Here is a 26,532-nt window from a genome sequence, read left to right on the forward strand (position 1 = left end):
ACATTCGCACAGGGGTAGCTAAGAGCGCTTCATGGCAATTGAGCGCAAATTCGATGTCACTTCGATGTCTATTTCACGACATCACTCCGTGTTGCAGCAGAACGCCGGCAACTTTGCTCGATTACGGAGGCGATTGCGGTATTTCTTGGGGGATCACCGGCGCGGCGGACAAGCCATTCTCTTTCGCGCTCAGTCCTCTTTCGGGTAGACCCCGCCCAGCACTTTCTCGAAATGCGCGGCAACGTGCTCGTTGCACGAACAGGCCTTCTCGCTCAGGCTTTCACGGTCCGCGACATGGATCCCGCCGCGCCGGGTGCGTACCAGCCCCTCGCGCTTGAAGCGCTGGAGCACGCGGCTGGCATAGCTGCGCCCGATCCCCATCATCGAGGCGAGCTGTTCCTGGGTCATCGTCACGTCGTTGCGGCCGATCCGGTCCACCGCGGCGATCAGCCACTTGGCCGCGCGTTCCTCGATGGTGTGGACCGCGTTGCAGGCGATCGACTGGAACACTTGCGCCATGACGCAGTCTGCATAGCGCGCGAACAGGCTGGCGACCGACGGGGAGCGGCTTTTCACGTCGTCGAGCTGGCGCGTGGGGATGCGCCAGAACAGGCCGCCGTGAAGCACGTTGGCGCGCGCATATGCCGGCAGGCTGCCGTGGCTCACCACCCCGCCCAGCGCGCCTTCGCGGCCCACCAGGATCGTCTCCACCGAGATGCCGCTGTCGAGTTCGACGAAATAGGAGCAGATCGCGCCGCCGCGCGGCAGGAAGCAGTAATCGACCGGGTCTCCCGGCTGGTAGATCACTTCGCCGGGCCGCATCTGCACTTCGGCCAGGTGGGGTTCGAGCAGGGCAAAATCCGCCGGCCTCAGGGCAGCGAGAAGATCGCTCTGCTCGTGGCCCGACTGGACGGCCATTTTCATCGGCTCCCTGATATAACTCACCATATTCTCCCGCGCCTTAAGGCCAGTAATGCGGCTGGCCGCTTGCGGTTCCCTTGGGCCGCGTACAGAAGTGAACAGACGCAGGGGTGCCGGGCCGTTAAAGCGTTACGGAGGAACATTTCTCCGGCGCCGGAGTTGTGATGCCTCGCAAGATGCGCGGGGCACGGGGTGTTGGGACGGGATGTGCCAGGACAAAAGGGCGGGGCAAAGGCGCGAGGCGCACAAATGCTGGCGCGTCGGGGCATCCTTGTGCTTAAGCACGTCCCGTATGCAGGCGCGCCCGGGCAACGCCCGCGTATCCTGAACCAAGTGCTTGTAGATATTTCCTTTTAGGCGAACGAATTGATGCGGACCGAGGACCTGACTGCCCAAGAAGCCGACCTGCTGGCTGCCCTGCGCGGCGCCACCGCTCCGGCTCACGAAGGGCTCGACAGTGCTTTCGGCTCGCTCGACCTGAGCCGCCGCGAAGAGCAGGCGCGCTTCCTGGCCGCCCATGCCATCGGCCTTGCGCCGCTGTTCCCCGTCGTCCGCCACTTCGCGGAGACGGTGCTGGGCCAGTCCATCCCGGACTATCCCGCCATGCTGCGGGCCGACCTTGCCGAACTGGGCATGGATGCCGCGCGCCTTGCGGCGCTCCCCACGCCTGACGACGCGGCGCGCGGTGCGCCAGCCCCTAATGTCAAAGCCACCGATGCCGGAGCCACCGATGCCGGAGCCGCAGGCACCTGCTATGTCGTCGCCGGTTCGCGGCTGGGCATGACGGTGATCCGCCGCGAAGGCTATTGGGGCCGCGCGCATGGCACGCCCTCGCGCTACATGGAGGACGAGGCAGGCCACGGCCTGTGGAAAGCGCTGGTGCCCTGGCTCAAGGCGCAGCCCGCCGGGACCCTGGAGGGCCAGGCGGCGGTCTCGGCCGCCCGCAGTGCCTTCGCCACTTTCGCGCAGGCCTTCGATCTTGCGCAAGGCGCGGCTCCGGCACCGGAAGGCGATGTTCGTGGCTGACGACATGCCCCAGGTCGACCTCACCACCTGCGATCTCGAACCGATCCACGTCATCGGCCGTATCCAGAGCTTCGGATGGCTCCTGTCGTTCTCCAGCGACTGGATCATCAACCACGTCTCGCTCAACTGCGCGGAGCTGTTCGGCATCGCGCCGCGTGAACTGGTCGGTCTGCCGGCCATGCAGTTCCTGTCCCCCGCCGCCATGCACGACATCCGCTCGCGCCTGCAGGTGCTGGGCGGGGCGAGCGCGGTGGAGCGCGTCTTCGAGGTGGACCTGCGCGGCGATGGCCGGCTGTTCGACATGGCCATCCATGTCTCCGGCCGGTCCTACGTGCTGGAGATCGAGCCGCACGAAGGCGGCCGCCGCCGCGACTTCGTGAGCTACGTGCGCCCGATGATCGACCGGCTGCGCCAGGCCACCTCGATCGAGCAGCTCTGCACCAACGCCGCCCGCCACTTGCGCGGGCTGACGGGGTTCGACCGGGTGATGGTCTACCGCTTCGAGAACGACGGCGCAGGCGAAGTGATCGCCGAAAGCCTGAATGGCATGGTCGACAGCTTCAAAGGCCAGCACTTCCCCGCGTCCGACATTCCCGCGCAGGCACGCCGGCTCTACACCCGCAACCTGCTGCGCATCATCAGCGACATCGACGATCCCACCGTGGCGATCCATCCGGTGACCGACCCCAATGGCGACCCGCTCGACTTGTCCATGTCGGGCCTGCGCGCGGTTTCGCCGATCCACATCGAATACCTGCGCAACATGGGCGTGAAGGCATCGATGTCGGTTTCGATCATGCGGCGCGGCAAGCTCTGGGGGCTGATGGCCTGCCATCACTATTCGCCGCTGCGTCTGTCCTACTCCGTCCGCACCGCCAGCGAGCTGTTCGGCGAGTTCTTCGCCTATCTGCTGGAGCAGAAGGAAACCGACTTCGCGCTGGAACAGCGCGCAGCCTCGATGCGGCTTCACGACGAGATGATGTCGCGGGTCGCGGGTGGCGGGTCGCTGCTGGAGGCTTTCGAGGACTTCTCGGAATCGATCGGCCGCGTAATCCCCTTCGACGGCGCGATCGGCTGGGTAGACGGACGCTTCATGAGCCACGGCGCCGCGCCCGGCGAGCAGCAGTTCGCCGAACTCGCCCGCTTCCTCAACACCGCCGGCGCCAGCACGATCTGGTCCACCGATTCCATCGGCGCGGTCTTCGAGCCTGCCCGCGAATGGCTGGACAAGGCCGCGGGCCTGCTGGCGCTGCCGGTCAGTCGCTCCCCGCGCGACTACATCGTCCTGTTCCGCCAGGAGCAGGTACGCGAGGTCAAATGGGCCGGAAACCCGGAAAAGGCGGTCGAGCTTGGCCCCAGCGGCGCGCGCCTGACGCCGCGCAAGAGCTTCGAGATCTGGAAGGAGGAACGCCGCGGCTTCTCCCTGCCCTGGGCCGAGGAAGAGGTTCTCGCCGCCGAAGCCTTGCGCATCACCCTGCTCGAAGTCGTGCTGCGTCTGTCCGATGCCGCCCATGTCGAGCGTGAGCAGGCCACCCGCCAGCAGGACATGCTGATCGCGGAGCTGAACCACCGCGTGCGCAATATCCTCAACCTGATCCGCGGCCTGGTGGCGCAGAGCAAGGAGGGAGCCGCGACGATCGACGAATTCGCCGATATCGTCGGCAGCCGCATCCACGCCCTCGCCCGCGCGCACGACCAGGTGACGCAGAAGGACTGGACGCCGTCCTCGATCTACGACCTCATTCGTACCGAGACCGCCGCTTATGCCAGCAACAGCGCCGCCCGCGTGGTGATCGACGGCCCCGACGCGCTGGTCGCACCCAGCGCCTTCACGACGCTGGCGCTGGTGTTCCATGAGCTGATGACCAATTCGTGCAAGTACGGCGCCCTGTCGGATCCGCGCGGGACCGTGACGGTCACGCTCGACCGCGGCGACGACGGCTCGCTGGAGATCGACTGGCGCGAAGCCGGTGGTCCGCCCGTCGCCACGCCCACCCGGCGCGGCTTCGGCTCCACCATCATCGAGCGCACTATCCCGCACGAACTGGGCGGATCCGCCTCGGTGATCTACCCAAGGGAGGGGATGAAGGCGCTGTTCCTCCTGCCCGCGGACCATGTCGCCAGCTTCGAGACGCCCAGCCCATCCGAACTGCGCCCCGCCCCCGCACCTGCGGACGGCGCGGACCTCACCGGCGCGCTCCAGAACGGCATCGCCCTGGTGGTGGAAGACAACATCATCATCGCCATGGAAGCGGAGGACCTGCTGCGCGACATAGGCTTCCAGGACTGCCGCGTGGCCGGTTCGATCCAGCCGGCGATGGCGCTGATCGAGACCGGGGAAGTCTCCTTCGCCATGCTCGACGTCAATCTCGGCCGGGAAACCAGCGAGCCGGTGGCGCAGGCGCTTGCGGAGCGCGGCGTGCCCTTCATCTTCGCCAGCGGCTATGGCGAGCGATCGCTGATGTCAGGCCTGTTCAAGGGCGTGCCCGTGGTCACCAAGCCTTACGGCGAACGCGAAGTGCGCGCGGCCATCGCGCGGCTGCACGAAGGGTAAGGGGATCGGGCCAAGGCGCTTGTCCTGGCTCTCCAGACCTGACCTTCTCGGGCACTAACCCCAGCTTGCCGCCGGCGGCGCGGCTTCGAGAAAGGCCATCAATCCCCGTTCCTCGCGCGCGAGCCACCGGGTTCGGCGCGGGAGTTCGGCGGGCAGCTTCGGCACCGGATCGCTTGCGCGCACGAAAGCGATCAGCGCTGGATGGACGTAGGACTTGCGGGCGATCGCCGGCGTATTGCCGAGATGCTCCGCCACGTCCTCCAGCAGGCCCTTGAGTGTCACGTCCGGCTCCTGCCAGATCCGCGCAAAGGCCAGGGCACTGGCAGCGAACGTGCGGAAATCCTTGGCCGAAAAGTCATCGCCCATGGTTTCGTGCAGGTAATCGTTCACATCCTGCGAACCCACGGGACAAGCGCAGCCCTCCTCATCGAGATACTGGAACAGATGCTGCCCCGGCAGGTCCTGCATCTTGCGCACGCAGGCCACCACCGCGCGGTCGCTGGACATGACCTCGCGCAGCTTGCCGTGCTTGGCGCGGAACCGCAGCTTCAGCGTGCGTCCTTTCACCGTCGCGTGCCGACCCCGCAGCGTCGTCGCGCCGAAACTGCGGTTCTGTTCGGCATAGCGCTCGTTGCCGATGCGGATCGCCGCACTGTCCAGCAAGGCCACGACCGAGGCGATCGCCCGCTCCCGGCAGAGGCGCGACAGGGCGAGATCCTCGGCCACGCGCTGGCGCAGGCCGGGCAGCGCCTCGCCGAAAGCGGCGCAGCGGTCGAACTTGCGCGCGTCGCGGTCGGCGCGCCACTCGGGATGGTAGCGATATTGCTTGCGCCCCCGCGCATCGAAGCCGGTCGCCAGGAGATGCGCCTCGGGATCGGCGGAGAACCAGCAGTCGACATAAGCGGGCGGCAGGGCGATGCGATTGAGCCGGTCGATCTCGTCCCGGTCCTTGATGCGGTCTCCATCGGGGTCGAAATAGGCCCATCTGACGATCTTGCCGCCCTTCACCGGCTTGCGGCTGATGCCGGGCTCCGTTTCTTCGGCAAATGTCAGACGGGGCATCGATCTATCCTGTGGTCGCGATATCGGTCAGCCTCGGGGCGTTTCGGCCTGCGGGCATCTCCACCAGGAAAACGCACGATATGGCGCGAGGTTGTCGGCCACCGGTAGGCGCTGCGGAACCGCAACGCGGGGGCGCCCGTTCCTTCGGCAACACGAATTGCCCCAGGAAGGAGCGACACCATGGCCGATGCCCGTATTTTCAAGGATCTCAAGGCGGACCACGACCGCCACCGCGACATGCTGGCCCGTCTGGGCGACACCCAGGGCGACAGCCCCGAACGCCGCGAACTGTTCGAAGCGCTGCGCCAGGAACTCCAGGCCCATGCCGCCGCCGAGGAGGAGTCCCTCTATGCGACGATGCTGGCCTGCCCCGACCTTCGCGACGAGGCGCGCCACTCCGTTTCGGAGCACAAGGAGATCGACGATTTCCTGGGCGAGCTGCTGGACATCGACATGAGTTCCAGCGCCTGGCTCATGAAGTTCAAGGACATGCGCCACCGCTACCTGCATCACATCGACGAGGAAGAGGAAGAGATGTTCCCCTCGGCCGCGAAGACACTTTCGGCCGAAGCCGAACGGACGATGGCGAAGACTTTCGAAAGCCGCAAACCCAAGGAACTCCAGCTGGCGGCGGAACAGAAGCCGGGCGATGAGCGCGAATAGCCGGCCCTGCCCCGCCACGCCGTTCGGTGCGTTTGCGAACGCGCCGAACGCGCCATGCGGTACGGGAACATCCGGGGCTTTGGCGGCGTTGCTTCGTTAACAACCAGGAGGAGACCTGCCATGGAAAGCCACGTCCGCGAGAGGTTCTGGAAAGCCTTCGCCGCCAGCCCGTTCATGATGATCAAGCTCGATGCCGCACATGGCCATGCCGAGCCGATGACCGCCCTGCTCGACAAGGAAGCGCACCACGCCGTGTGGTTCTTCTGCAAGCGGGACAACCGCATCGGCGCCGGTGGCCGCGCCATGGGCCAGGTCATGACCAAGGGCCACGATGTATTCGCCTGCGTTTCCGGCACACTGGTCGAGGAAACCGACCGCGCCGTGCGCGACAAGCATTGGAGCAATGCCGTGGAGGCATGGTTCCCCAACGGCAAGGACGATCCCTCCATCGTCATGCTGCGTTTCGAGGTCGACGATGCCGAAGTCTGGACTTCGGACGTCGGGATCACCGGCCTGTTCAAGCTGGCGACCGGCGGCACGATCGATCCGTCAAAGGCTGGCGAGCACGAGGTAGGCGCGGTCTGAATCCCTCGTCGATCGCGGGACCGAGTGCTCCCGGGGGGCGCGAAGGCCAGCCCCTTCGCGCCCCTTCTCGTGTCCGGCCGTAAGGGTCAGGGCGTCAGAGGAAGGATCGGGACTGCTTGAGCACCATGTTGCACACGGTCTTGCGGACGGACTTGGGCGCCTTGTCCAGAGAATAGGGCGCCTTGCCCGCGCTGATGAGGTTGCCCGAAGTGCCGGACTGGTAGTCATCCGATTGCTGGGAGACCTCCGGCTTCTTGGAAAGCTGGCCGAAGACGGAATTGCCCTCCACCGAATCCACCAGCTTCTGCTTCATGCAATAGCTCAGCACGCCCGCGGCATTGCCTGCGCCAGTGGAAGCGACATCGGGCAAGGCCGAGCTGCCGATGGCGCCAGGATTGATCTGGCTGGGGATTTGCGCCTGCGCAGTGCCGGTCAGCACGGCGAGTGCGATAAGGGGGAAAGTGTAGCGGCGAAGCGTCATGGTCGGCTCCCTGCAAAAGGCCTGGGACCGAACGGTCCCGCGCCTTGCGGCCATACCATACACTATCGCCGCCGTCAGGCGGGAAGCAGCCCCATCAGGCGCGAAGCAGCGGTTCCAGTTCGGCGGGACGCGCGTGGTCCGGGCAGTCTTCCATCGCGTAAGCGATAGCGGAGAGAATCGCCTGCCGAGAAAACGGCTTCTGGACGATGCCCACAGCGGTCTGGGCCGGCTTGTCGATCTGGCCGGGATTGGCGGTGACGTAGATCACGCGGGCGCCGAAGCGCAGGGCGAGATCGCGCGCCACGGCCGGGCCGGTGAGCCCGTCGCGCAAGTTGAGATCGACCAGCGCAACATCCGGGGCTTCCCCGAATGCCGCCACGGAGGCGGCATCGGGGAAAGTGCCCAGGACGGCGTGGCCGCCGTCCGAAAGGATGTCTTCGAGTTGTAGCGCCACCAGAAACTCATCTTCCACGATGAGGATCTTGGCGGCTGCCTGTATCATCGCGCCCAAGACACTGTTCCCAAAGACTCAGGCCTTGAAAGCGAGGGCCTTGAAAGCGAGGGCCTCGAAAGCAAGCGAGTTGTAAGCGACCGGGGGGCCACTGCGGCGTCAGGCTGCGATGGCATCCCGTTCGTCCACGTTGGCGATCTTCACCAGTTCGGCGAAGAAGGCGTCGATTGCTTCGCCGGTGAGGACGAAGTTGTGGCGGAAATCGGGAAGCTGGCCCGATTCGATCACCTTCGACAGCATCGCGCGGGCGCGGCAGATGCGGCTCTTCACGGTACCCAGGGCAATGCCGCAGATACGCGCGATTTCCTCGTAGGAAAGATTGCCGGCAGCCACGAGGATCAGGGCCTCGCGATAAGTTTCCGGAATGGCGGTGAGTGCACGAAGCACGTCCGCCAGTTCGACAGCGCTCTCCTGGCTGGCTTCGGCGCGCAGGATGCGTTCCGCCGCCAGTTCGTCGTACTCACCGTGAAAGCGGGCGCGGCGGGCTTCGCTATAGAAGTGGTTGCGCAGGATCGTGAAGGTCCAGGCCTTGAAGTTGGTGCCCGCTGCATAACGCTCGCGTGCGGCCCATGCGCGCAGCATGGCTTCCTGGGCGAGATCGTCGGCACGATCGCGGCAGCCGCAGAGGCCGCGGGCGAATGCACGAAGATGCGGCGCCACTTCGGCAAGCGCGCGCTTGAAATCCCGGTCGCTGAGGGCTGCCACTGGCACGGCCACGGCCTTCACTGCTTCGGTGCCGGCGCTGGTTTCGGTTGCTGCGGACATTGCGTTCCCTCCTTGGCTGACCACGTTTCATGGTCCGTCGAATTGGCAAACGCGACTAATGCACACAAAGTTCCCGAAGAGTTCCGCAGACACGCAGCAGCGACGGTTTTCTACGTTCGATACAAGACAGAACGAGCCGGATGCGCGATCTTCAGTGAAACCCGCGAGTTGGCAGCCTCGATGGTCCAGGCTCGGCAACTCGCAACCGCAGGTCAAATCCACGGCAGCCAGTGCAATTTTTTTCGTTCATCTTGGGAACATCGCCGGCCCGTAAACTTTGAGGCCTCCGTCCACTCGAAAGTGAACGAAGGCCTCCGGGATCGGGTCACCACCGGTTTGCGGGGGGTGGGGGAGCCAGTGGTGATACCGAGCAAACGAGCGACCCTCGACTTGGTTCCCGCGAATGCTGGCTTTTGGAGAAAAATTTTGAGGTTGCCCTGCACCCCTTGCGGCGTCAGAAATCGATGACTGGTCGGGAGGGGCGCGGGCCACCGATACGATGAAGAACACAGGAAGATGACTTCCCACGATCCGAGGAATTTCAATGTCCGTCTCTGATCAGATCGCCATGCAGCTGCCCTATCTGCGCCGTTACGCACGCGCGCTGACCGGCTCGCAGCAGTCGGGCGATACTTACGTTCGCGCCACTCTGGAAGCGGCCCTGGCCGACAAGCTGCTGCGCGAGGATATCGCCCGCAGCCGCGCCGCGCTCTACGCCGCCTTTACCCGCATCTGGGCGACCGGCCATGTCGAGGAACCCGGCCTTTCGGGCGAGAGCGGCCAGCACGAACAGGCGGCGCAGACCCGCCTCGCCACGATTGCGCCCACCCATCGCCAGGCCCTGCTGCTGACCACGGTGGAAGAATTCTCGCGCGAGGATACGGCCCGCATTCTTGCGGTTTCGCCCGAAGAGGTCGATGCCCTCGTTGCCCAGGCGATCCTCGAGATCGAGAGCGAAAGCACCACCGACGTTCTCATCATCGAGGACGAGCCGCTGATCTCCATGCAGCTCGAAGGCCTCGTCAGCGAACTGGGCCACCGCGTGGTCGGGACTGCCGCCACCCATGCCCAGGCGCTCGACATCTTCGAACGCTCGCCTGCCGGACTGGTGCTGGCCGATATCCAGTTGGCCGATGGCAGCTCGGGCATCGAAGCGGTGGAAGACCTGCTCAAGTTCGGCGACGTACCGGTGATCTTCATCACCGCCTATCCCGAACGCCTGCTCACCGGCGAGCGTCCGGAGCCGACTTACCTCGTCACCAAGCCCTTCCAGGAAGCGACCGTGCGCGCGGCGATCAGCCAGGCGCTGTTCTTCGGTTCCAGCAAGCCGCTCGGCTGAACCTGTTCCAGACTTCGGCGTCGCGCCCGGCCCAGCGGCCGGCGCGGCGCTGACGCGTTCAGGCCCCTGATACGGGCTCGACGCATGGAACATACCGGCTCGGGTGAAAGGCAGTCGTCCCCCCGCCCCGGCCAGTTATCCGCTCGTCACACCCGAGGCGCGCTTCTGCGCTCCCCTGCGTCCAGCGGCGGCAAAGTCCGGCCGAAACGGTCGCGCGGGGTCTGCTCGTCGAACGAGAGCGGCGGCGGCTGGAAACCGAGATGGCGCACGACGGCCTCGTGGATCGGCGCCAGGAACCGCACCCCGGCGCATCCCCCCACTTGCCAGACGACTTCCCCCGGCACGAGCTGGTCGCGGCAGAGATCCAGCTCCAGCCGCGTTCCCCTGCTGGGTCCGTCCTTCGGAAATTCCAGCATGCAGCCACCGGCCGACAGGTCGTAGAGGAAAGCGCTCCCCACCGTTTCCCCGTCCCGGCATTCGATCTTCTTTTCGACGATGTGTCGATCCCAGCTACGCGCGTCCATGTCCCACCTCCTGGATGAACGATTGTTCATCCTAACCGGCATTCACCTAAGTTTTGGTGAAAATCCCGAAAGACGACATGGAGTACCGGCGCGCGCTATTTGCGGTCGGTCCTCAGCGCGAATTCGCGGCTGGCGCGCACCGGCACCTTGAGGCGGCATTCGACGCCTTCCGGCTTGAAGCGAAGATCCACTTCGGACTTGAGTTCATGCGCGACGATCTTCTCGATCAAGTCGCGGCCGAACCCGCGCTTGACGGGTTCGCGCACGGGCGGACCGCCCTCCTCGCGCCAATCGAGTTCGGCCAGATCCGGGCTGACCAGCACCCAGTTGACGTGAATACGCCCGCCGCTGCTGCTGAGCGCGCCATACTTGGCGGCATTGGTCGCCAGCTCGTGAATGGCCAGGCCCAGCGACATCGCGTCGTTGGGGGCCAGGCGGATCTCCGGGCCGGACAGCTCGACGTGGCTTTCATTGCCCTCCATGTAGGGCGCCAGTTCGGAGCGGACGACGTCGCCCAGGATCGCGTGAGTCCAGTCGGACTGCGAGAGCAAGTCGTGCGTGGCCGAAAGCGCCCGGATGCGGGCGGTGAGGCTCTCGGTGAAATCGTCGATGTCCGAGGCCCGCCGCCGGGTGAGCGCGGCGATCGACAGCACGTTGGCAAGGGTATTCTTGACGCGGTGGTTAAGCTCGCGCGTCAGCGAATTGCGGATCGCGGCCTGGCTCTGCAGCCATTCCAGCACCATGCGGTCTTCCGCCGCACGCCGCGTGATCAGCCGGCCGATCGCCATGACCATCAGCGAGGCCAGCGCGCCGAAGAACAGGGTGATGCGCGAGGCGGTCGACAGCACGCCGCTCTTGCGATCGCTGATGACGACCACCCAGGTATGGCTGCCGAGATCGATCCGGCGCTCCATCTGCGGCCCCGAGGAACCCTCGGTGCGCCGTTCAGCCAGGAGCTTTTCCGGCTCCACCGCGCCGTCATAGACGCCGAGGTCGATATTGTTGTTGCGGTAGAGTTCGCTGGCGGATTCCAGGAAAGTCTCGGCGCGGAACGGGCTGAACACGAAGCCCTTCACCTGCCCGCCGGAGCGCGGCGCGATGACGGGCATGTAGATGAGGAAGCCCGGCGTCTGTTTTCTGTCGCTGACGTCCTGGACCAGGTGGACTTTGCCCGAGGCAACCGGCTTGCCGAGCTTGATCGCCCGCTCCATCGCTGCGCGGCGAACGTCTTCCGACAGCATGTCGTACCCCAGCGCGGCACGGTTCGTGCCGTCGTCGGGTTCGAGATAGACGATCGGCGCCAGATTGCGCCGCGAAACGTCGGGACGGGGATAGACCAGGAAATCCGGTCGGTCACTGCCCTGGATCGACAGCTCCAGGTTCGAAAGGCGGTCGGCCGGCACCAGCGGCGCCCAGCCCATGCCCAGCGAGCCGTAGAGATCGCCCTTGCCCTGCAGATCCTCCGCGAAAGAGCGGAACTGATCGGCGCTGACGTTTTCCTGAGTCGCGAAGAGCGCCGCCCCGGCGCGCAGCAACGCAATGTTTTCCGTGGCGCGGCGCTGCAACGCCGAAGCGATCTCGGTAAGATTGCGGTCAAGTTCGACCTGCCGCGTCTGGCGATCGGCCCGCTCGATGGCCATGACCGAAACCGCCGTGGTGATCGAGGCGATCACGAACAGCAGGAACGGCCAGCCGCGCGGGTACTTGTGGAACCACGCCTGTTTCTGAACCCTGTCCAGCAGGGCTTGGTCAATCACCGGAAATCCACGCCATTTCAGCCGAGCCGAATCACTTCTCAAGAGCATTGCCATGCTCCGGACCATTCGCAAGCCAGCCCAGGACAAGACTTCATAGCAGAGGGAACCAAGACAGGCCTCGATTGTTCCAACGAAAACGACGTTCGGTTGCCTTGCCGGCGATAGGACAGCGATCAGGTGTGCCATCGACGGCGTTGCAACGCGGTTGCAGCATGACTCTTGACCCGCTCCCCGCCAGCAAGCAAGTGTTCAGGTTGCGATGGAGTCAAAGTTGAATCAATCCGAAGGACATGGCGCCGACCGCCGCGTCGCCCCTGGAGGGGGTGATACGGCAACGCCTGGGCTACCGCCGGAAGTCCGCAAGGACGGCGAGCCGGGCTGGGCCGGAGGGTTGAGGAAGCTTTACAACTCCGTGGTGGACGAACCGCTTCCGGACAGCTTCAAGGATCTTCTCAAGAAGCTGGACGGGGCGGACGATGCCTGACGCCAAGGCTTCCTTGCCCGGCCGGTCAGGCGCCGAAAGCCCACCCCAGTCCTCCACCCCGCCCGAACCGACGAGCACCGCGAAGGAACCCGCGGCAACGCGCGTCGATCCCAGCATTCCCCGGCCCGAGGACGATGAGTTCCGCCGCGAACTCCTGACCGTGCTGCCGCATTTGCGCGCCTTCGCCCGCGGCTTGTCCGGCCGTCCGGATTTCGCGGACGACCTCGTGCAGGAGGCCGCGATCAAGGCCTGGACCGCGCGCGACCGCTACACGGCAGGCACCAACATGCGCGCCTGGACTTTCGCGATCCTGCGCAACCACTACTTATCCGAACTGCGCAAGAGCAAGCGCCAGACCGACCTCGACGAAGGCGCGGTAGAGCGGATGCTGGTGATGGAGGCCGATCAGGAAGGCCCGCTGCATCTCGGCGACATGGAGACAGCCCTGCAGAAGCTGGCGCCCGAGCGGCGCGAGGCCGTGCTGCTGGTCGGCGCCTCGGGGTTCAGCTACGAGGAAGCGGCCCAGATCGCCTGCTGCCCCATCGGCACGATGAAAAGCCGCGTCGCCCGCGCCCGCGCCGACCTGGCCCGCATGCTGGATGGCGAGGCAGACCTGCTCGAAGTGGGCGAGCGCCGCAAGGGCTGACGGCCCCATCGGCCGGACTGGCCGAGATTGCTCCCACCCCTGCCGTTCCTGGGGCTCGCTGGCCGCGAGTGTTCCGTTGAACGTCCACCGCGATGATCTGGCTCGGCAGCCGCGAGGGGGCCAATCGCTCTCCCTCGCGGTGCAGTCTCGCCGGAAGCCTCAGCCCCGCGCAGTGTCGATGGTGTGTTCGGCCATGACGGCCCAATCCCGGTCCGCATGGCCGGCCGCAATGGCTTCCCCCATGCGCGCGTGCACGGCATCGAGCATCGGCAGACTGCCTTGCGTGCCCGGAGCCGTTTCCGCCGCCAATTCACGCGCCAGGCGAAGGTCCTTGAGGCCGAGTACGGCCTTGAAGCCCGGTTCGTATTCGCGCGCGGAAATGATACCCGAATAGTTCTGATAGACCCGGCTGCCGAACAGGGTGCCCAGGATCAGCTCGAAGAACTTCTCGCGCGGGAGGCCCTTGCCTTCGGTCAGCACGACGGCTTCGGCCATGCCCTCGATCGCCATGGTAATCATCATGTTGCAGGCGATCTTGGCGGCATTGGCCACCGTGGCGTCCTCGCCCATGTCCCAGACCTTGCCGGCGATCGCCGCGAAGACCGGCTCCAGCCGCGCGCCATGTTCGGCGGGACCGCCGAGGATCACGTTGAGCTGGCCGGCCGCCGCCACATCGGGACGGCCGAGCACCGGCGCCGAAAGATAGCCCACGCCCGCCGCCGCATGTCGCTCCACCAGTTCGCGCGCGAAAGCGACCGAGATCGTGGAGCACACGAGATGGATGACGCTTTTCGGCGCAGCATCCAGCACACCGCTGTCCAGCAGGACCTGCCGGATGGCCCCGTCCTCGGAGAGCATGGTCAGCACCGCGTCGCCGGTGAAGGCCTCTGCCGGGGTGGCAACCATCTCGACGCCTTCCACCGCGCCGCCCGAACGATTCCACGCCCGCACCCGGTGCCCTGCCGCCGCCAGGTTGCGCGCCATGGCGCTGCCCATCGCGCCCAGACCGATGAAGCCGATGTCCATATTCAATTCCCGAAAAAAGGAGGAAACAGGTGTGCCGGACATGCTGCGGGCCGGATCGCGCCTTTCAGCGGCGACCCGGCCCGTTTCAGCATGTCATGTCACCCCGCGCACGCTGCGCGGAGCGAGAAATCAGGCCGGATAGGTCCAGGCCGTGCCGCGGTCGAAGTTGTCCGACGCGAACTTCCAGTTGATGAGGTTCTCCAGAACCGTCTTCACGTAGGCCGGACGCTTGTTCATCTGGTCGATGTAGTAGGCGTGCTCCCAGACATCGATGGTGATGAGCGGGTTGACGTCGGTGGTGATCGGGGTGCCCGCGTCATGGGTCGAGATGACCTTGAGCTTGCCACCGTCCACGACGAGCCATGCCCAGCCCGAAGCGAAGTGATTGACGGCTTCGTTCGAGAGCGCTTCGAGCAGCGCGTCCAGCGAACCGAAGTCGTTGGTGATCGCGGCCAGCAGGCTTTCGCTCGGCGCGGTCTTTTCCGGGCTCAGCGAGTGCCAGTAGAAACCGTGGTTCCAGGTCTGGGCGGCATTGTTGAACAGCGGGCCCGAGGCAAGCTTGGCGATTTCCTCGACCGACTTGTCGGCGTTGTCCGTGCCTTCGACGGCAGCGTTCAGCTTGTCGACGTACGTCTTGTGGTGAGCGCCGTGGTGAATTTCGAGCGTCTTGGCCGAGATATGCGGTTCGAGCGCGTCCTGCGCGTAGGGCAGCGGCATCAGCTGAATGGTCATGGCTGTCTTCCTGTTTCAGGTTGTCAAAGGCTTGGACCTGCACGCCCACCTTGGCAGGGTTGGACGGCACGTCATATGGGACGTCGAACTTTCGGGGGCTATGTCTGCCCTCTTGCCCGACAATTCAAGCATCTATTGGCGGCATTTTGATTGCACGGCCGGATAGTTTGGCTTCGCACCGGGTGCCTGTGCCTTCCCCTTGCCCGGGAAAGGCGGCACCGGGAAATGGGCCTGACGAAAGGAGCCGGCCCAACGAAAGAAGGATGGCGGAACCCGCCATCCTTCCTGTCTTCTTGCGATGAGGGTCGCGTAACGGATCAGTGCTGTTCCTTGATCCGGTCTGCCTTTTCTTCCAGCGCGTCCGACTTGGCCTCGCCTGCCGCCTGGACGGCATCGGCCTTTTCATCCACGGCCTCGGAAGCAGCGCCGGTCATCTGGTCCGCCTGGTCGCGCATGGCGTCTGCGGCGGAGTCGGACGACTGCTCGACCGCGTCGGCCTGCTGCTCGGTGGCATCGTCCGCCTTATTGTTGCAGGCCGCGAGGCCCAGCGAACCGGCAGCGACGACAGCGATCATGGCAAGACGCGAAGTGTTGATGGCTTTCATGTCAGGCTTCCTTATCCCTGTTGAAAAGGGCGCGTTCGGGGTTGGAGGACGCGCCAGCCTCCTTGGCGACTTATAAGAGTCGCAACCTACCGTTTAGCCGCCAATCTTAGCGAATGGAACCGCGACGGAAGAGGTTCACGATCGCCAGAAGGACAACCGCACCCAGGAACGAAGCGAACAGCGACATGATGTCGAACGCACCGCTGGTGATGGGCGCACCGCCGATCAGCGGGGTGATGATGAGGCCCGCGATCAGGGCGCCGACGACACCGACGACCACGTTGAGGAAGACGCCCTGCTGCGCATCGGTGCGCATGAGGATCGAAGCGAGCCAGCCGATGACGCCACCGACCAGGAGAATAAGAAGTAGGGTCATTGTTGCTTCTCCGAAATTGTCTCGTTGGCGGAATAACGATGATGTCGAGCCATGGTTCCGCAACATGTGATCGTCCTGCCGCAGCACAGGCGATTCGTCGGCACCGGTCGCCACTTGCGGGACCTTTCGCAGGCGCGACTTGTTTTCCCGGCACCGGGTTGGCCCGGTGGGTCTCGACGGGGAAGGAGCAGGTCTTGCACGCGCCGCGACGCGACAGGTGGGTTTCCGCACTGGCATCGGCCACCGTCGTCGGTGCCGGGCTGGCCGCCCTGGCGTTCGGGCTGGGCGTGGACCTGCCGCAGCTTCCTGACCGCGCTGCGCTGACGGCCATGGTGACCGTGCCGGATCGGCCGCCTCCCACCCCCACACCGACGCCCACGCCCTCACCGCGCAAGCAAGAGTCCGCCGCAGCCCCCAAGGCCGCCGCCGCGCCCGAGGGACGCAAGGCCAGGGCCACCCTCCTGGTCGCGCCGCCGCCGCGGATCGTCCTGCCCGTTGCCCCGCCGATCATCGCCGCGCCGCGCCCCGGACAGGGCGCGCAATCGTCCCAGGGCACGGGAAACAGCGGATCCGGCCCCGGTGCGGGCGGCACCGGGAGAGGCAACGGCGGCGGCGGCCAGGGCGGCGAGGGATCGGGCGCGAATGCCGGCGTGGCGCAATTCCCCCGCCAGACCTCCGGACGCCTTCACTACTCCGACCTGCCGCCCGACTTGCGCAAGTCCCGCAGCGGCGGCGACATCACGGTACGCTACCGGATCGGGACGGACGGCCGGGTCAGCGGCTGCACCGTGGTTTCCTCCAGCGGCCGACCGGACCTCGACGCCGGCACCTGCCAGCGCATCACCGCACGTTTCCGCTTCCGCCCGGCCCGCGACGCGCGCGGCGATCCGGTGCCTTTCGTCATGACCGAGACCCATGGATGGGACGATGTCCAGGAAGGCCCGTGACGCGGCCTGTGCGACCGGCTAGTGAAGCGCTCCCATCGAGAAACGCGCGTCACGGACGCCCAGCACCAACGGAAGAGGTAAGACCATGGCCACGATCGACGAAACCCATGACCGCGCTCTGCGCTCCTGGGTCGAAAGCGCGAACGGCCACGGCGATTTTCCGATCCAGAACCTGCCCCTCGGCGTCTTCTCGCGCCGCGATGAAGCTGCCCGGGGCGGCATCGCCATCGGGGACATGATCCTCGACCTCGGCGCGCTGGCCGCCACGACCCTGCTCGAAGGCGATGCGCTGGACGCCGCCCGCGCCGGAGCGGGCGAAACGCTCAATCCCCTGCTGGCCCTGGGTGCCGGCCCGCGCCGCGCGCTGCGCCGCCGTGTCTCCGCGCTCCTGGCCGAAGGCGCGGCCGAGCGCGCGCAAGTCGAAGCGCTGCTGGTGCCGATGGCCGAAGCCACGCTGCACCTGCCCGCGCGCATCGCGGACTACACCGATTTCTACGTCGGCATCCATCACGCCACCAATATCGGCAAACTGTTCCGTCCCGACAATCCGCTGCTGCCCAACTACAAGCACGTTCCCATCGGCTATCACGGCCGTGCCTCCACCGTACGGGCCAGCGGCGCCCCGGTGATCCGCCCCAACGGCCAGACCAAGGCGCCCGATGCCGAAGCGCCTTCGTTCGGCCCCATCGGACGGCTAGACTACGAATTGGAACTCGGCGTGTGGATGGCGCAGGGCAACACGCTCGGCCAGCCCATCCCCATCGACGCGGCGCTCGACCACGTCGCCGGACTGACCCTGCTCAACGACTGGTCGGCGCGCGACGTCCAGGCCTGGGAATATCAGCCGCTCGGGCCGTTCCTCGCCAAGAACTTCCTCACCACCGTCTCGCCCTGGATCGTGACCATGGAAGCGCTCGCCCCGTTCCGCATGGCCCAGCCCGCGCGGCCCGAAGGCGACCCGCGCCCCCTGCCCTATCTCTGGAACGAGGCCGACCAGCGCGAGGGCGCGCTTGCGCTGGACCTCGAAGTCAGCCTCAGCACCCGGACGATGCGCGAACAGGGCCTGCCCGCCCAGCGCCTCAGCCGCGGCCCGGCCCGCAACATGTACTGGACGATCGCGCAGATGGTGACGCACCATGCATCGAACGGCTGCGAGATGAACCCGGGCGACCTGCTGGGCACCGGGACGATCTCCGGCCCCGAGGACGGCTCGCAGGGCAGCCTCATGGAGATCACCCGCTCCGGCCGGGAAGCCCTGACCCTGCCCACCGGCGAAACGCGCACCTTCCTTCAGGACGGCGACGAACTGGCGCTGTCCGGCCGCTTCGTGGCGGAAGGCACCGTGTCGATCGGGTTCGGGGCCTGCACCGGGGTGGTGCAGCCGGCGATGGCCCTGAACTAGTGCGGAAGGGTTTGCCGGGGTAGCGCCAAAACCGGGCTACCTCGGCGCCGTTCGATTAGCGGGATCCGCTCAAAGCCAGTCGTTCGCGCGGTACCACTCGGCCGTGGCGCGCAGGCCGTCGCGCGTATCGATACGCGGCTCCCAGATCGAGGCCGGCACCGCCGCCCCGGCGCTGACCACCCAGTCCGGGTGGCTGAAATAGGCCGCGCGGTCGGCGGTCATCTTCGCCCCGTCGCCGCGCAGGAACTGGTCCACTTTCGCCGCCTTGCGCAGCGCTCCGGCGGAAAGCGACAGCACGCGCGCACGGCGGCATACGGCTGCACCGATGGCGCGGGCCATCTCGGCATTGTCCCAGCCGTGGACTTTGCCGTCGTCCGGTTCGAACAGCTTGCCGGTCACGTCCTCGCCGCCCGGAACCAGCGCCACCAGCAGGCGGGCAAGGTCCTCGACATGGATCATCGAGGCGCTGCCGCCCTTGGGCACCGGCACGAGGCCCCAGCGCGCCGCGCGGAACAGCTCGAACATTTCCTTGTCGCGCGGGCCGTAGATCGCGGGTGGGCGCACGATGGTCCAATCGAGCGGGCTGGCGCGCAAGAGCTTCTCGGCCTTGGCCTTGGAGGCCCCGTAGGCGGAGAGCTGCGGTTCGCGCGCGGAGAGCGAGGAGACGAACACGAAGCGCCGGATGCCCTTGGCCACGGCCGTCTCGATCAGGTTCAGCGTCCCGGCGACATTGCCCGCTTCGTATCCGGCCGGGTCGGGCGCATTGACCACGCCGGCAACGTGGAGGATCGCCTCCGCCCCGCGCGTCAGTTCGGAAAGGGAGCCGGTGTCGCGCAGTTCGCCGCGCACCCAGGTGACGTTCGCGCGCGGCTCCTGTTCGCGGCGGGCGAGCGCGCGGACATCGTATCCGGCGGCAACGGCCTCATCGAGCAGGCTCTGGCCAACGAAGCCGGTGGCGCCGGTCAGCGCGATGGTGGGGCGGTCGAGTTCCATTACTTCAAGACAAGCTGATCGCGATGCACGACGGATGAACGGGGCGCGTAACCGAGCACTTCGGCCTGCTCGCTGGAGTGCAGCCCGCGGATCGCGGTGCATTCGCCAGCGTGATATTCGGAAAGGCCATGGGCCAGGACTTTTGCCTCGGGGTCGACGATGGCTACCGGGTCGCCGCGCTCGAAGGCTCCCTCCACGCGCGTCACGCCCTTGGCCAGCAAGCTCGATCCCCGCAGCAGGGCAGCGGCTGCCCCGGCATCGACGTGGATGCTGCCCTTCAGCCGCAGCCGTCCGCCAAGCCAGGCCTTGCGCGCGCCGGCCCGGCGGCGAGGCAGGAACAGCGTGCCGATGCCCTCGCCGATGATCCGCGCGACCGGGCGTTCATGCTGGCCATTGCCGATGACGAGGCAGATTCCGGCCAGTTCCGCGATCTCCGCGGCCTGCAGCTTCGAAACCATGCCGCCCGAGCCCATGCCCGAATTCGATTCGGTACTGGCCATGGCGTGGACCTCGCCGGTCACGCCTTCGACCACCGGGATCATCCTGGCACCCGGCTCCCGGGGATGGCGATCGTAGAGACCGTCGATATCGGAGAGCAGCAGCACGGCGCTGGCCTGCGCGGCCTGGGCGACGCGCGCGGCAAGGCGGTCGTTGTCGCCGAAGCGGATTTCCTGCGTGGCAACCGAATCGTTCTCGTTGATCACCGGCACGGCCCCCGCATCGAGCAGCCGCGTGAGCGTGGCCGTGACGTTGAGGTAGCGGCGGCGGTCTTCAAGGTCTTCCAGCGTCAGCAGCATCTGCGCGGCAGTGAGGCCGTGGCTGCCGAGCAATTCCGCCCAGAGGCCGGAAAGCGCGATCTGACCGACGGCGGCCGCCGCCTGGGCATCGGCCAACGAGCCGCGTCCGCCCTTTTCCAGGCCGAGCGTGGCGGCGCCAAGGGCGATCGCGCCGGAGGAAACCACGATCACGTCCTGCCCGCGTGCGCGCGCCTCGGCGATTTCCGCCACCAGCGCCGTCAGCCACGCGCGCCTTACGCCCTCTTTGCCGACGAGCAGCGCCGAGCCCACCTTGATGACGAGGCGGGGGGCAAGGGCTCTGTCGGAGAGATCGGAAAGACGCGATACAGGCATGGAGGCAGTGCCTCTAGGACAGTTGCCGCCCGCTGGAAAGCGCTCGCTTGCGAAAGGCGCTACGCCCCGTCCCGCCACGGGAACGGCGAGACGCCCGGATCGGTCAGGCCGGGTCGATAAACACCGTCTGCGCCCGCCGCGCCTTTCGGGCCTTGAAGATTTCGTGACCGCTGACCAGCAGGATGCCCGCCAGGACCATCAGCGCACCGGCGATGAAGGCCGCGTCCAGTCGTTCGCCCAGCAGAACGACCCCGAACAGCACGCCGAACAGCGGCGTCATGAACGAGAGCACGCCCAGTCGCGAGGCCAGGTAGACGCGCAGGAGTCCGAACCAGACGAGCAGGCTGATCAGCGACATGAAGACCACCTGAAACACCATGCTCACCCCCAGCAGCACGGTCGGCCGCGCATATGTCTGCCCGGTGCCGACCGCCAGCAGGCCCAGCAGCACGAAAGCGCCGAGCAGCTGGTAGAGCGTGGTGACCGAACTGGGCGCCTGCGAGAGCCGGGAGAATCGCAGCGTCAGCGTCGTCGCGCCCCAGGCGGCGCCTGCGCCGATGCCCATGAGGTCTCCGATCCATGCCGAATCGCGCCGCGGGCCATCCGCTCCGCCGCCCAGGAACGAGACCGCGACACCGCCGAAAGCCGCAGCGATGCCCAGCCATTGCAGCGGGCTCAGGCGTTCCTCGGGCACGCGAAAATGCAGGCCGAGCGCGGTGAAGATCGGGGCGGTATAGAGGAAGATGCCCATGGGCGAGGCGCTGGTGAAGCGCAGCCCCTCGCCCATGAACAGGTATTCGAGCGCAAAGAGCGCGCCGATCGCCAGCCCCGCCTTCCAGGTCCCGCCGCGCAGGGCATGTCCTTCCTTCCGCATGAACACCAGCGCGGTGATGAACAGGGCCGCGATGCCCGAGCGCAAGGAAATCTGAAGCATCGGCGCCATGTCCGGAGCGGCTGCCTTCAGCGCCGTCTGCTGCATGCCCCAGATCGCGCAGAGGCCGACCATGAGCAGGGCCGCACGGCCGTCCACGGGTTTGCGCGAAAGAGGCTGGTCGATGTCCATGATCCGGCCCTTAGCGCCCGCGCCGGGGTGGCGGCAGTCCCTTTTTGTCGCGGCTATTCTCTCAGGTCCGACGATGCGGGTTCCATTTTAGATTTATGGTTCTAATTTTACATTCCTAGCCGATTCGAAACGAAACCGGCGCGAACAGGGAGAAGAAGCGCGTGATCGACCGCCGAACCATGCTGGCCGCCACGGCCGCCGGGGCCACGCTTGTGAGCACCTCCACCCTGGCGCGCACGGCCAGGCCCGTCGATCCCAAGTTCCCGGACGGCTTCCTCTGGGGCGCGGCAACGGCGGCGCACCAGATCGAAGGCAACAACGTCAACAGCGATGTCTGGGCCATGGAGCACGCCAATCCCACGGTCTACATGGAACCCTCCGGCGACGCCGCGAACAGCCTGGCGCTCTGGCCGGTGGACCTCGACCTGGTGAAGGGCCTTGGGCTCAACACCTATCGCTTCAGCCTGGAATGGGCGCGCATCGAACCTGCCAAGGGTCAGTTCTCGATCGCCATGCTCGATCATTACAAGGCCATGATCGAGGGCTGCAACGCGCGCGGCCTCAAGGCGATGGTGACGTTCAACCACTTCACCACGCCCGCCTGGTTCGCAGCGCAGGGCGGATGGTCCCATGCCGAGGCCCCTGCCCTTTTCGCCCGCTATTGCGACCGCGCAGCCCGCCATCTCGCCGCGGGGATCAGCCATGCCACCACCTTGAACGAGCCCAATCTCAGCGGCTTGCTGGACGTTGTGCTTCCCGGCGACATCGGACCGCGCCTGCTCGGCGCGGACAAGGCCATGCAGGAGGCCGCCGCCCGCGAACATGCCGTCCCCCGCTTCCTGCCCGGCAATCCGCTCTACGTCGCTGATCCGGAAGTGGTGCAGAGAAACCTCCTGGCCGGGCACAAGGCCGGGCGCGCGGCGATCAAGGCCGTGCGGAGCGACCTGCCGGTCGGGGTCAGCCTTGCCGTGATCGACGATCAGGCCGCCGGCCGCCACAGCCTGCGCGATGCCATGCGCGCCAAGCTCTACCTGCCCTGGCTGGAGGCCGCGCGCGGCAACGACTTCGTCGGCGTGCAGAACTACGAGCGGACCGTCTGGAACGACAAGGGCCGCCTGCCCCCGCCCAGCGGCGCGGAAACCAACGACGCCGGCTCCGAAATCTACCCGGGATCCCTCGCCGGCGCGGTGCGCTATGCCCATGCGGTCAGCGGCGTGCCGGTGGTGGTTACCGAGCACGGCATCAATTCGGCCGACGACACCAAGCGCGCGCGGCTGATCCCGGCGGCGCTGGGCGAACTCAAGCGCGCCATGGACGATGGCGTGCCCGTGCTCGGCTATATGCACTGGTCACTGGTCGACAATTACGAATGGGTTTTCGGTTACAAGCCGCAGTTCGGCCTGCACACGCTGGACCGCACGACGTTCAAGCGCACACCCAAGCCCAGCGCTGCCGTGCTGGCCGCCATCGCCCGGCGCAATTCGCTCTGAGGGAAAGGCCTCAGCCCGCGGGCGTGGTGGGCGACGGTGGCGGGGACGAAGGCGGTGGGGACGAAGGCGGTGGAGACGACGGTGGTGGGGGCTGGGCCCCCTCGATCATGAACCACGGCGTCCCCCCGCCTTCATAGGGCGGTGCGGGATAGAGCCAGCGCAGCGCGTCCTCCGCCGCATGGTGATAGACGGTGGCATGTGAAGCGCTCTTGCTGAAATCGTCGTAGCGCAAGGTGACGCGGTCCGCCGGCTGGCTCTCGAGGAATGTGCGCAGCCGATCGATCCCGTCCTGCATGGTCCCACCCTCGTCGCCCACCGCCAGATAGAGGCGGGCCTTGGCAAGCCCCTTCACGCGGGCCGTCCGGTCGAGATGAGCGAGAGGCCGGCGGTCGTCCCACCAGAGGCTGGGGCTGATCGCCACATAGTCGGCGAAAAGCGCGGGATCGTTGAGCAGGGTATCGACCACGAAGAGGCCGGCCAGCGATTCACCCATGATCGCGCGGCGCTCTCCGGTGCGGAAGCGTGCTTCCACGAAGGGGATCACCTCCTGGCGCAGGAAGCGGCGAAAGCGGTCCGCCCCGCCGCTTTCGGGAAACGCGGAGAGGTAGCGGGGATCGGTGGGCCGCGATGTCAGTTCCGCGCGGCGGTTCCTGGTCTGCACGCCGACCACGATCATCGGGCCATAGGTCCAGCTCAGCGAAGCAAGGTTGGCGAGGCCCGCGATATGCTGGAAGTCCTGATCGAGCGCGCCGTCCAGCAGGTAGACCACCGGATAGCGATCGTGCGACGCCGCGTAGCCGGTCGGCAGCCAGACGTTCACTTCGCGCGTGTCGCCCAGCACCGCCGATGGGAGGCTGTAGCTCGTGCCGATCTCGATCGGACGGCTGGCGACCGGAGCGGGCTCTGCCGCAGCGGCGCCAAGGGGCGACAGGAGCAGGCCCGCCGCCAGTGCCATGTGCATGATCTTCATGGCAAAGCTGTAGCCGGAGCGAGGCCCGGCGCCAACTCAAACCGTCACGGCGAACGACCCGGTGCCTCCGGGTCGGAACGCCGAAATCAAGGCGCCACCGTCAACATGGTGGCCGTCAACACGGGGCCGTCAATATGGGAGCGTCAAATAGCCGAGCTCAAATCGGCGACCAGGGCTTGTCGTCGGATTCCTCGCGCTCGCCTTCGGGACGCTCGGTAACGGTGGCCGCGGGAAGGTAGTCGATCACCGCGTCCAGCAGCTTCGACATGCCCTTGCCGGTCGCGCCGGAGATCGGGAAGACTTCGTCCGCCCCGGCCTTCAGCAGTTCCTTGGCATAGGCCGCGGCCAGATCGTCGTCCACGAGGTCGATCTTGTTCAGCGCGACCAGGCGCGGCTTGTTCTCGAGATCGCCGCCATAGGCCGCCAGCTCTTCCTCGACGACATGCATCGCTTCCACCGGATCGGTGTTCGAGATGTCGATGAGGTGGACGAGCACGCGGCAGCGCTCGATATGACCCAGGAAGCGGTCACCGATGCCCGCACCATCGGCGGCGCCGGCGATCAGGCCCGGAATGTCGGCCAGCACGAATTCGCGATTCTTGTGCATGACGACGCCAAGCTGCGGGCGCAGCGTGGTGAAGGCATAGTCGCCGACTTTCGCCTTGGCATTCGACAGCTTGTTGATGAACGTGGACTTGCCTGCGTTCGGCATGCCGACCAGACCGACGTCGGCCAGCAGCTTCAGGCGCAGCCATACCCACATTTCCTGTGCGGGAATGCCGGGCTGGTGCTGGCGCGGAGCGCGGTTGGTGGAGGTCTTGTAGCTGGCATTGCCGCGACCGCCCATGCCGCCTTCCATCAGCGTCACGCGCTGGCCGGCCTCGGTCAGGTCGGCCAGGACCGTTTCGCGATCCTCGTCGTCGACGATCTGGGTGCCGACGGGAACCTTGATGACCAGGTCCTTGCCGGCCGCGCCATTACGGTTCTTGCCCATGCCGTGGCCGCCGCGCGGAGCCTTGAAATGCTGGGTGTAGCGGAAATCGATCAGGGTATTGAGGCCCGCAACCGCCTCGAACACGATGTCCGCGCCCTTCCCGCCATTGCCGCCGTCGGGTCCGCCGTACTCGACGTACTTCTCGCGCCGGAATGAAACCGCGCCGGGGCCGCCTCCGCCTGAACGGATGTAGATCTTGGCCTGGTCGAGAAAGTGCATCTTGTATGTTTCCGGCGCGTTCAAAGACGTTCAAAGGCGAAGGGACAGCGGCAGAGCCTTTATCCGTCCATCGCAGATAAACAAAAAACCCGGCCATGTCGCGTCAAACGCCTCATGCCGGGGTAGACCCGGGCAGACCCGGATCGCTTCAGAATTTCATACTGGTGGAGCCGAGGGGGATCGAACCCCTGACCTCGTCATTGCGAACGACGCGCTCTCCCATCTGAGCTACGGCCCCGTTCCAGTATTTTCGCTGGGACGACAAGCGCCTTCGCGAGGCGTCCCCTTAGCGAAGTGCTCTTCCGCATGAAAGAGCAAAAATGCACCGGGCCGAGATTCGATTCCCGAGATCTGGCACCCGAGACTCCCCCCGAATCCGGCCGGAAGAGAACTGGTCCTGTCAGGTTCGGCGCGGGGCAGGATCGCGTCCTTGCGCGCCCCTGCCCTCTCGCCCCTTCGGGCTTACCGCGAGTAGGCCTGCTGGCTCACCGTGGGCGCTGCCGCTACCGGCGTCGTGCCCGAAGGCGCGCTGGCCGAGGCGCCCGCGCCGTAGCGCGCTTCCCAGGCGGCCAGATCGGCGCGGTACTGGTCGTAGCTGTTGAAGAACTCCTTGAAGGGAGCCTCCGCCTTGGCAAGGCCGCTCACCGCGAAACCGTCAAGCTGACCGGCCGGCACGGCCTGGAGATCGACCGCGAGACCCATCGCCGCGTTGCAGAGCGCGGGAACGACGGGGGGCAGCGCGAAGAAGTTGTAGACCTGGGTCTGATAGGCTTCGCGCTCGCGAACGGACTTGGCGCCGAACCGCGACTTGAACTCCTTGTCGAGTTCCTTGTTGGCCGCCGTCAGGCTCTTGACGTGCTTTTTCAGGAAGTCCTTGTAGCCCGCCAGGATCGGCTCGTACTGCGGCCCGACGCAGTTCAGCGCCGCGACATTGTAGGCCGAGCGCAGGTTCCACAGGGACTGGGCAGCCGAGATGCCCGAATTCACCGTGCGGCGCGAACCGTCCACGGCCAAGACCGGCACGATCATGTTCGGCGCGGCGCCCAGCGGCGGCATCGGCCGCGGCGGGATCACCACCACGGGCGGCGGCGGGGGCGGCGCAACGGCAACCTCCTTGGGTCCGCAGCCGGACAGCATGGCGACGAGCGAGCCCGTCATAATGGCAAGGCCGCGCAAAAGGCCTTTTTTCTTCAGGTTTACCACCCCGGACACTCCAGTTCTCACGATGGCCGGGATTCTATCTCGTCTTGACTCCAATGAAAATGCC

General features: G+C 66.3%; 27 protein-coding genes and 1 tRNA gene. 10 read left to right on the forward strand and 18 right to left on the reverse strand.

Annotated elements, in window-relative coordinates; translation table 11 throughout:
• Positions 1-189 precede the first annotated feature (189 nt).
• Positions 190-945: a Crp/Fnr family transcriptional regulator gene (locus EDF57_RS16770; RefSeq protein ID WP_243654009.1), complete on the reverse strand. Its 756-nt coding sequence runs from the start codon at positions 943-945 to the stop codon at positions 190-192.
• Positions 946-1,290: 345 nt separating this feature from the next.
• Here EDF57_RS16770 and EDF57_RS16775 point away from each other — a divergent pair, with 345 nt between their 5' ends.
• Positions 1,291-1,947, forward strand: coding sequence for a biliverdin-producing heme oxygenase (locus tag EDF57_RS16775; protein ID WP_134095090.1), 657 nt, complete (start codon positions 1,291-1,293; stop codon positions 1,945-1,947).
• Positions 1,940-4,501: an HWE histidine kinase domain-containing protein gene (locus tag EDF57_RS16780; RefSeq protein ID WP_134095091.1), complete on the forward strand. Its 2,562-nt coding sequence runs from the start codon at positions 1,940-1,942 to the stop codon at positions 4,499-4,501. Before EDF57_RS16775 ends, EDF57_RS16780 begins: the two co-directional genes overlap by 8 nt.
• 54 nt (positions 4,502-4,555) lie before the next feature.
• On the opposite strand, the gene EDF57_RS16785 is transcribed toward EDF57_RS16780, so the two are convergent.
• On the reverse strand, positions 4,556-5,563 hold the full coding sequence (locus tag EDF57_RS16785; RefSeq protein ID WP_134095092.1) for a DNA topoisomerase IB: 1,008 nt from the start codon (positions 5,561-5,563) through the stop codon (positions 4,556-4,558).
• Positions 5,564-5,743: 180 nt separating this feature from the next.
• Here EDF57_RS16785 and EDF57_RS16790 point away from each other — a divergent pair, with 180 nt between their 5' ends.
• Positions 5,744-6,226, forward strand: coding sequence for a hemerythrin domain-containing protein (locus EDF57_RS16790; protein ID WP_134095093.1), 483 nt, complete (start codon positions 5,744-5,746; stop codon positions 6,224-6,226).
• A gap of 120 nt (positions 6,227-6,346) precedes the next feature.
• Positions 6,347-6,811: a pyridoxamine 5'-phosphate oxidase family protein gene (locus tag EDF57_RS16795; protein WP_134095094.1), complete on the forward strand. Its 465-nt coding sequence runs from the start codon at positions 6,347-6,349 to the stop codon at positions 6,809-6,811.
• A 94-nt stretch (positions 6,812-6,905) separates the two neighbouring features.
• On the opposite strand, the gene EDF57_RS16800 is transcribed toward EDF57_RS16795, so the two are convergent.
• The 3 genes from EDF57_RS16800 to EDF57_RS16810 all read right to left on the reverse strand — a co-directional run bounded on the left by EDF57_RS16800 (position 6,906) and on the right by EDF57_RS16810 (position 8,568).
• The gene (locus EDF57_RS16800; protein ID WP_165921303.1) at positions 6,906-7,292 is read right to left on the reverse strand and encodes a DUF2501 domain-containing protein; all 387 of its coding nucleotides are present in this window, start codon (positions 7,290-7,292) and stop codon (positions 6,906-6,908) included.
• 94 nt (positions 7,293-7,386) lie between these two features.
• On the reverse strand, positions 7,387-7,794 hold the full coding sequence (locus tag EDF57_RS16805) for a response regulator (RefSeq protein WP_134095096.1): 408 nt from the start codon (positions 7,792-7,794) through the stop codon (positions 7,387-7,389).
• 108 nt (positions 7,795-7,902) lie between these two features.
• Positions 7,903-8,568 carry a sigma-70 family RNA polymerase sigma factor gene (locus EDF57_RS16810; protein ID WP_243841114.1) on the reverse strand — a complete coding sequence of 222 codons (666 nt, stop codon included), beginning with the start codon at positions 8,566-8,568 and terminating at the stop codon, positions 7,903-7,905.
• A gap of 544 nt (positions 8,569-9,112) precedes the next feature.
• Here EDF57_RS16810 and EDF57_RS16815 point away from each other — a divergent pair.
• Positions 9,113-9,907, forward strand: coding sequence for a response regulator (locus EDF57_RS16815; protein ID WP_132261806.1), 795 nt, complete (start codon positions 9,113-9,115; stop codon positions 9,905-9,907).
• Positions 9,908-10,053: 146 nt separating this feature from the next.
• On the opposite strand, the gene EDF57_RS16820 is transcribed toward EDF57_RS16815, so the two are convergent.
• Positions 10,054-10,431 (reverse strand): PilZ domain-containing protein, encoded by a 378-nt coding sequence (locus tag EDF57_RS16820; protein ID WP_166675300.1) that lies wholly within the window; start codon positions 10,429-10,431, stop codon positions 10,054-10,056.
• A 95-nt stretch (positions 10,432-10,526) separates the two neighbouring features.
• Positions 10,527-12,188, reverse strand: coding sequence for a CHASE domain-containing protein (locus EDF57_RS16825; protein ID WP_134095098.1), 1,662 nt, complete (start codon positions 12,186-12,188; stop codon positions 10,527-10,529).
• A 271-nt stretch (positions 12,189-12,459) separates the two neighbouring features.
• On the opposite strand from EDF57_RS16825, the gene EDF57_RS16830 reads away from it, so the two are divergent.
• Complete coding sequence (locus EDF57_RS16830) at positions 12,460-12,672, forward strand: NepR family anti-sigma factor (RefSeq protein ID WP_132261800.1); 213 nt, start codon at positions 12,460-12,462, stop codon at positions 12,670-12,672.
• The gene (locus EDF57_RS16835) at positions 12,665-13,318 is read left to right on the forward strand and encodes a sigma-70 family RNA polymerase sigma factor (RefSeq protein ID WP_243841115.1); all 654 of its coding nucleotides are present in this window, start codon (positions 12,665-12,667) and stop codon (positions 13,316-13,318) included. Before EDF57_RS16830 ends, EDF57_RS16835 begins: the two co-directional genes overlap by 8 nt.
• Before the next feature lie 159 nt (positions 13,319-13,477).
• Here the strand turns inward: EDF57_RS16835 and EDF57_RS16840 are convergent, their stop codons facing one another.
• From EDF57_RS16840 to EDF57_RS16855, 4 genes are all read right to left on the reverse strand, one after another.
• Complete coding sequence (locus EDF57_RS16840) at positions 13,478-14,344, reverse strand: NAD(P)-dependent oxidoreductase (RefSeq protein ID WP_132261798.1); 867 nt, start codon at positions 14,342-14,344, stop codon at positions 13,478-13,480.
• A gap of 129 nt (positions 14,345-14,473) precedes the next feature.
• The gene (locus tag EDF57_RS16845) at positions 14,474-15,076 is read right to left on the reverse strand and encodes a superoxide dismutase (protein WP_132261797.1); all 603 of its coding nucleotides are present in this window, start codon (positions 15,074-15,076) and stop codon (positions 14,474-14,476) included.
• Between the two features lie 317 nt (positions 15,077-15,393).
• Positions 15,394-15,681, reverse strand: a complete 288-nt coding sequence (locus EDF57_RS16850; protein ID WP_132261795.1) for a hypothetical protein — start codon at positions 15,679-15,681, stop codon at positions 15,394-15,396.
• 106 nt (positions 15,682-15,787) lie between these two features.
• Positions 15,788-16,057 carry a GlsB/YeaQ/YmgE family stress response membrane protein gene (locus tag EDF57_RS16855; protein ID WP_054439274.1) on the reverse strand — a complete coding sequence of 90 codons (270 nt, stop codon included), beginning with the start codon at positions 16,055-16,057 and terminating at the stop codon, positions 15,788-15,790.
• Between the two features lie 194 nt (positions 16,058-16,251).
• Here EDF57_RS16855 and EDF57_RS16860 point away from each other — a divergent pair, with 194 nt between their 5' ends.
• A complete protein-coding gene (locus EDF57_RS16860) occupies positions 16,252-17,004 on the forward strand; it encodes a TonB family protein (protein ID WP_243841116.1) in 753 nt (250 codons plus the stop codon).
• A gap of 85 nt (positions 17,005-17,089) precedes the next feature.
• Positions 17,090-18,406, forward strand: coding sequence for a fumarylacetoacetase (fahA, locus tag EDF57_RS16865; RefSeq protein ID WP_134095100.1), 1,317 nt, complete (start codon positions 17,090-17,092; stop codon positions 18,404-18,406).
• A 69-nt stretch (positions 18,407-18,475) separates the two neighbouring features.
• On the opposite strand, the gene EDF57_RS16870 is transcribed toward fahA, so the two are convergent.
• The 3 genes from EDF57_RS16870 to EDF57_RS16880 all read right to left on the reverse strand — a co-directional run bounded on the left by EDF57_RS16870 (position 18,476) and on the right by EDF57_RS16880 (position 21,592).
• Positions 18,476-19,399 (reverse strand): NAD(P)H-binding protein, encoded by a 924-nt coding sequence (locus EDF57_RS16870; protein ID WP_134095101.1) that lies wholly within the window; start codon positions 19,397-19,399, stop codon positions 18,476-18,478.
• On the reverse strand, positions 19,399-20,529 hold the full coding sequence (proB, locus tag EDF57_RS16875) for a glutamate 5-kinase (RefSeq protein ID WP_134095102.1): 1,131 nt from the start codon (positions 20,527-20,529) through the stop codon (positions 19,399-19,401). Before proB ends, EDF57_RS16870 begins: the two co-directional genes overlap by 1 nt.
• A 103-nt stretch (positions 20,530-20,632) precedes the next feature.
• Positions 20,633-21,592 (reverse strand): DMT family transporter, encoded by a 960-nt coding sequence (locus tag EDF57_RS16880; RefSeq protein ID WP_134095103.1) that lies wholly within the window; start codon positions 21,590-21,592, stop codon positions 20,633-20,635.
• A gap of 161 nt (positions 21,593-21,753) precedes the next feature.
• On the opposite strand from EDF57_RS16880, the gene EDF57_RS16885 reads away from it, so the two are divergent.
• Positions 21,754-23,082 (forward strand): family 1 glycosylhydrolase, encoded by a 1,329-nt coding sequence (locus tag EDF57_RS16885; RefSeq protein WP_134095104.1) that lies wholly within the window; start codon positions 21,754-21,756, stop codon positions 23,080-23,082.
• Between the two features lie 10 nt (positions 23,083-23,092).
• Here the strand turns inward: EDF57_RS16885 and EDF57_RS16890 are convergent, their stop codons facing one another.
• From EDF57_RS16890 to EDF57_RS16905, 4 genes are all read right to left on the reverse strand, one after another.
• Positions 23,093-24,052 (reverse strand): alpha/beta hydrolase-fold protein, encoded by a 960-nt coding sequence (locus tag EDF57_RS16890; RefSeq protein WP_134095105.1) that lies wholly within the window; start codon positions 24,050-24,052, stop codon positions 23,093-23,095.
• 157 nt (positions 24,053-24,209) lie between these two features.
• Positions 24,210-25,265: a GTPase ObgE gene (gene obgE, locus EDF57_RS16895; RefSeq protein ID WP_132261783.1), complete on the reverse strand. Its 1,056-nt coding sequence runs from the start codon at positions 25,263-25,265 to the stop codon at positions 24,210-24,212.
• A gap of 162 nt (positions 25,266-25,427) precedes the next feature.
• Positions 25,428-25,503, reverse strand: a tRNA-Ala gene (locus EDF57_RS16900).
• A 224-nt stretch (positions 25,504-25,727) separates the two neighbouring features.
• Positions 25,728-26,423 (reverse strand): hypothetical protein, encoded by a 696-nt coding sequence (locus tag EDF57_RS16905; RefSeq protein WP_132261781.1) that lies wholly within the window; start codon positions 26,421-26,423, stop codon positions 25,728-25,730.
• Positions 26,424-26,532 lie beyond the last annotated feature (109 nt).

It is taken from the genome of Novosphingobium sp. PhB55 (assembly GCF_004368805.1).
Taxonomy (GTDB): domain Bacteria; phylum Pseudomonadota; class Alphaproteobacteria; order Sphingomonadales; family Sphingomonadaceae; genus Novosphingobium.

Coding starts and splice junctions, on each gene's coding strand:
- EDF57_RS16775 (WP_134095090.1), top strand. CDS start 1,291: ATGCGGACCGAGGACCTGACTGCCCAAGAAGCCGACCTGCTGGCTGCC.
- EDF57_RS16785 (WP_134095092.1), bottom strand. CDS start 5,563: ATGCCCCGTCTGACATTTGCCGAAGAAACGGAGCCCGGCATCAGCCGC.
- EDF57_RS16790 (WP_134095093.1), top strand. CDS start 5,744: ATGGCCGATGCCCGTATTTTCAAGGATCTCAAGGCGGACCACGACCGC.
- EDF57_RS16795 (WP_134095094.1), top strand. CDS start 6,347: ATGGAAAGCCACGTCCGCGAGAGGTTCTGGAAAGCCTTCGCCGCCAGC.
- EDF57_RS16800 (WP_165921303.1), bottom strand. CDS start 7,292: ATGACGCTTCGCCGCTACACTTTCCCCCTTATCGCACTCGCCGTGCTG.
- EDF57_RS16805 (WP_134095096.1), bottom strand. CDS start 7,794: ATGATACAGGCAGCCGCCAAGATCCTCATCGTGGAAGATGAGTTTCTG.
- EDF57_RS16810 (WP_243841114.1), bottom strand. CDS start 8,568: ATGTCCGCAGCAACCGAAACCAGCGCCGGCACCGAAGCAGTGAAGGCC.
- EDF57_RS16815 (WP_132261806.1), top strand. CDS start 9,113: ATGTCCGTCTCTGATCAGATCGCCATGCAGCTGCCCTATCTGCGCCGT.
- EDF57_RS16820 (WP_166675300.1), bottom strand. CDS start 10,431: ATGGACGCGCGTAGCTGGGATCGACACATCGTCGAAAAGAAGATCGAA.
- EDF57_RS16835 (WP_243841115.1), top strand. CDS start 12,665: ATGCCTGACGCCAAGGCTTCCTTGCCCGGCCGGTCAGGCGCCGAAAGC.
- EDF57_RS16840 (WP_132261798.1), bottom strand. CDS start 14,344: ATGGACATCGGCTTCATCGGTCTGGGCGCGATGGGCAGCGCCATGGCG.
- EDF57_RS16845 (WP_132261797.1), bottom strand. CDS start 15,076: ATGACCATTCAGCTGATGCCGCTGCCCTACGCGCAGGACGCGCTCGAA.
- EDF57_RS16850 (WP_132261795.1), bottom strand. CDS start 15,681: ATGAAAGCCATCAACACTTCGCGTCTTGCCATGATCGCTGTCGTCGCT.
- EDF57_RS16855 (WP_054439274.1), bottom strand. CDS start 16,057: ATGACCCTACTTCTTATTCTCCTGGTCGGTGGCGTCATCGGCTGGCTC.
- fahA (WP_134095100.1), top strand. CDS start 17,090: ATGGCCACGATCGACGAAACCCATGACCGCGCTCTGCGCTCCTGGGTC.
- EDF57_RS16870 (WP_134095101.1), bottom strand. CDS start 19,399: ATGGAACTCGACCGCCCCACCATCGCGCTGACCGGCGCCACCGGCTTC.
- proB (WP_134095102.1), bottom strand. CDS start 20,529: ATGCCTGTATCGCGTCTTTCCGATCTCTCCGACAGAGCCCTTGCCCCC.
- EDF57_RS16880 (WP_134095103.1), bottom strand. CDS start 21,592: ATGGACATCGACCAGCCTCTTTCGCGCAAACCCGTGGACGGCCGTGCG.
- EDF57_RS16890 (WP_134095105.1), bottom strand. CDS start 24,052: ATGAAGATCATGCACATGGCACTGGCGGCGGGCCTGCTCCTGTCGCCC.
- obgE (WP_132261783.1), bottom strand. CDS start 25,265: ATGCACTTTCTCGACCAGGCCAAGATCTACATCCGTTCAGGCGGAGGC.
- EDF57_RS16905 (WP_132261781.1), bottom strand. CDS start 26,423: ATGACGGGCTCGCTCGTCGCCATGCTGTCCGGCTGCGGACCCAAGGAG.